Source organism: Methanosarcina sp. 2.H.A.1B.4 (assembly GCF_000979385.1).
Taxonomy (GTDB): domain Archaea; phylum Halobacteriota; class Methanosarcinia; order Methanosarcinales; family Methanosarcinaceae; genus Methanosarcina.
Window position 1 is genome coordinate 1 of record NZ_JJOV01000003.1, and the last position, 3,704, is coordinate 3,704.

Genomic DNA, 3,704 nt, shown 5'->3' on the forward strand with positions numbered 1-3,704 from the left:
CGTCAAAACTTAACTTCCGATCAATAGCAATTTGTTCTTTCCCCACCATAAGAGAATATAAGAATTAATCTGTGTAATAGGTTACGTCAAGAACTATAATTATATCATGTTTATGATCTGGTTATTTTAAATGTATAGTTTTATATCTTTGAAGTATAGTTTAACTTTAGATGTATAGTTTTATATCTTTGAAGTATAGTTTAATATCTTAGATGTGTAGTTTAATATCTTTGAAGCATAGTTTGGTATCCGGCAATTATAATTTAGTTATCTCACGGTATAACATAACTTATCTCATATTCAGATCCTTACAAATTGGCTATGTATAGGTTGGTTATGATGTATAGGTTGGTTATGATGTATAGGTTGGTTATGTATAGATTGACTTTTACAGATCAGTTATTTTACAGATCAGTTATATAACATGTGTAACTTATTTAATGTGTATGGCTTAATTATACTATATATTGAATTACCTGTGTGCTAAACCATTCACATTATATCTTCGAATTCGCGGCAGTAAGTGTTTAAAATTCGGACGTATAATGGATAAAGGTATAATGGATAAAGTAACGTATTCTGGCAATGGGCTTGAAGGTAGAGTGATGTACTCTGGACAGCAGTACATAGCAATACGGTGAAATGCTCTGCTCTATACATTTTTATCCGTCATTTCTAATATGCCGCAACAGAGAGACTGATAATGGATAGGTCTAAAATTACAGATTCTCAGGACAAGGATCCTGAATTCAATTTTCATAGTTCATCTCAGGAGTCAATATACTCTATGGACAAACTTATAACCGAATCCGCGGAAGATAATGTTTCTGTCGGAAAGTCTAAGCTTTCTGATTCTTCAATCAACAAGCCAGAGGAAACCCGGGCTTCTGTACTGCCATCTGTAGCAGAAGCCGGAGAGGTCGAAGTGAAGCTCGATATAAGTTCCGAGTTTATTGCGGAACCTCTTCCTGATTCAGCTTCGGAACTTTCAGTTCCTTCTTCTTTCCAGCCTCCGTCTCAGGATGGGACCAATCCGGCTGCCGAGTTTCAGCCTTCAAAGGTTGTGCTCATAGGTACGGCACATGTTTCGGAAAAGAGCGTGGCTGAAGTCAGGGATACTATCAGGAAACTTAAACCCGATATTGTAGCCATCGAGCTCTGCCGGGCACGTTATGATTCTCTGAAAGGAAATATCCAGGAGACGAATCAGCTTCCAATAAAGGAAATTCTCACTGAAGGAAAAGTATACTTTTACCTTGTCAACTGGCTACTTGCCTATGTGCAGAAAAAAATCGGTGAAGACATGGGTGTAAAACCCGGTTCTGAGATGATTTCCGCAATCGATGAAGCAGAAGCATTAGGAGCCAGAGTAGCTTTAATTGACAGGGATATCCAGGTTACGCTCCAGCGTTTCTGGGGCCGCATGAAATTCCTGGAGAAAATAAAAATGCTTGGTTCTCTCATAGGCGGCCTGATAGGAATAGGAAAAGGAGCCGAGATCGATATCGATCAGATGACTCAACAGGATGTTGTCACAGCCCTTGTCAGTGAGCTCAGAGAATTTGCCCCAACTGCGGCTGAAACTCTCATAGATGAGCGGGACGCATACCTTGCAGGTAGCATCCTCAAGGTGGCTGCAGGCGGAAATAAAACTATTGTTGCAGTGGTTGGAGCAGGACATAAACCAGGAATAATTAACTACCTGAAAAACCCAAAGAGTATTCCGCCACTTAGCACTCTTATGGAGATTCCGAAGAAGCGCATTGGAATCGGTAAAATTATCGGTTTTGGAATAGTTGGTCTCGCGCTTCTGGTTTTTTTATTGCTCCTCGCATCGGGCACCCCCCTGAACCTCCTTTTGATAGCTTTCGGATGGTGGTTCCTCATTAACGGGGTTCTGAGCGCAGCCGGCGCCCTGCTGGCAGGAGGACATCCATACTCTGCTCTCACAGCTTTTTCGGTTGCCTGGTTAACCTCTCTGAACCCTATGATGGCTGCAGGCTGGTTTGCAGGTCTGGTAGAAGCAAAACAGCGAAGTCCAACCACTGACGATATTAAAGCCCTTGCAGGGATAGAAACTTTCAAAGAAATGTTCAAAAACCGGTTCATGCGTGTTCTTCTTGTGGCCAGCTTTGCCAATATCGGAAGTATGATAGGTACTTTCCTTGGGGCATATGTAATGCTACAGGTTACAGGCCTCGACCCGAGGGACATTCTCCTTTCTGGATTCAGTGCTCTCGGACTCTGAAAAACAGTTCTCTGGTAGCGGGATAACATCTTTGCTTTCCAGGACTTTTTCCAGAACTTTTTCCTGGATGTTTTTTCATGACTTTTTCCAGAACTTTTTCTTATTTTTTACTGCTTATTAGCACGAAAGGTACTGTTATTTGAAAATCTTTTACAACTCACACTTTTCTTTACTGAATAAACTCTTCGTAGTGCATATAATCCACTTCCAATGGAAGATAAGGTGAATTGCCACAAGAATTGACATCAGGATTCCAACTCTACTATGTATCCAGATCCAGGTAGCTTTCGTTAGCCCCATGTACACCAGGTATCTACCCCTTTGAACTCCCGAAGGTATGAAAAAATACATGAAAAGACCTGTACCTGCGACTCCAAAAAACAGCGTTGTCAGGGCAAGGTCTATTAAATAATTGGTTTTTTGTCTGTTCATGTTTCCACTCTCATTTTGTTTCTCCGAATCTGAAAAGTAACTTTCTTAATCTGAAAAGTAACCCTTAAAAACTAGACTTCTAAAGAATGGACCTTATAAGCTTACTTTAAACTTACTTTATGCTTACTTAGTAAATTTTTCCGGAACAGTAATTCGGTCTGGAAAATAAAAAGGTATGCGATAAAAGGTATGAGAGAAAGATGGAGAACTACGTGAAGAACAGGTATGTGAGAAAAATATATGGAAAAAAAAGAAATGGATTGATAAAAATAATTTTTAAACTCAAGAGAGCTTGTGAAGTCTGAAAAAAAGAAATGGAATTGTTAAAAAAAGAATTTTTGAGCTCAGAAGAGCTCGTGAAGTTTGAACTGATACTTACCCAGTTTGCCGCCGTAGTTACCTGCAGAAATCTTCTTGATTCCGGGGACAGTTACCGCAGCTTCTATTCCAGCTTTCATGGCTGCTTTTATGCTCTCTTCATCAATCCCATTGATGACGATTTCATAGACAGCATTGACATCAGCAGGAATTTCGGTGTTTTCCACTTTGTCCTTTATGGAGGGGCAGAACTTTTCATTTGCAGTAGCTTTCAGGAATTTGTACTTGTTTGCTCCGGCCTTGGATCCGCTTGAGACAATGCCGCCCGGGAATGGGGTAATTGTGCCTTCAAGTTCCGTAATTGCATCAACAGCAACCTCGGCTGCAGTCAGGGCGCTCATCTGGGAGTCTCCGAAGATAAAGAAGTTTCCGCCTGCAATTCCGGCTACTGCTCCTATATTTTCTTCACTCACAAAGTCTCCTTCCATGATCGGGACTTTGTATACTTTGCGGCCTGCAATCTGGGTCTCGGACTCCATACCGTCTCCGAAGAATTTGAGTTTAAAGCCAATATTAAATTGCTTCTCAGCGTCAGGCAGCCCGTTAAAGACTGCAGTTGTAGGAGCTGTAAGTACGCACTGCCCTATCCCTGTCTCTTATACACATCTCCGAGCCCACGAGACGTAGAGGAATCTCGTATGCCGTC

The 3,704-nt window shown here is 41.2% G+C and carries 2 protein-coding genes and 1 pseudogene; 1 reads left to right on the plus strand and 2 read right to left on the minus strand.

Going from position 1 to position 3,704, the window contains the following annotated elements; translation table 11 throughout:
* The first annotated feature begins 703 nt into the window (after positions 1-703).
* Positions 704-2,248, plus strand: a complete 1,545-nt coding sequence (locus EO92_RS00930; protein ID WP_048168759.1) for a TraB/GumN family protein — start codon at positions 704-706, stop codon at positions 2,246-2,248.
* A 150-nt stretch (positions 2,249-2,398) separates the two neighbouring features.
* On the opposite strand, the gene EO92_RS00935 is transcribed toward EO92_RS00930, so the two are convergent.
* Together EO92_RS00935 and fhcD are read right to left on the minus strand one after the other, a co-directional pair.
* The gene (locus tag EO92_RS00935; RefSeq protein WP_048168760.1) at positions 2,399-2,680 is read right to left on the minus strand and encodes a DUF4405 domain-containing protein; all 282 of its coding nucleotides are present in this window, start codon (positions 2,678-2,680) and stop codon (positions 2,399-2,401) included.
* 344 nt (positions 2,681-3,024) lie between these two features.
* Positions 3,025-3,645, minus strand: a pseudogene (gene fhcD / locus EO92_RS00940) (formylmethanofuran--tetrahydromethanopterin N-formyltransferase); the annotation flags it as partial.
* Between the last annotated feature and the right edge of the window lie 59 nt (positions 3,646-3,704).

Excerpts from the sequence above, each read along its gene's own strand:
- EO92_RS00935 (WP_048168760.1), bottom strand. The coding sequence starts at position 2,680 with ATGAACAGACAAAAAACCAATTATTTAATAGACCTTGCCCTGACAACG.
- EO92_RS00930 (WP_048168759.1), top strand. The coding sequence starts at position 704 with ATGGATAGGTCTAAAATTACAGATTCTCAGGACAAGGATCCTGAATTC.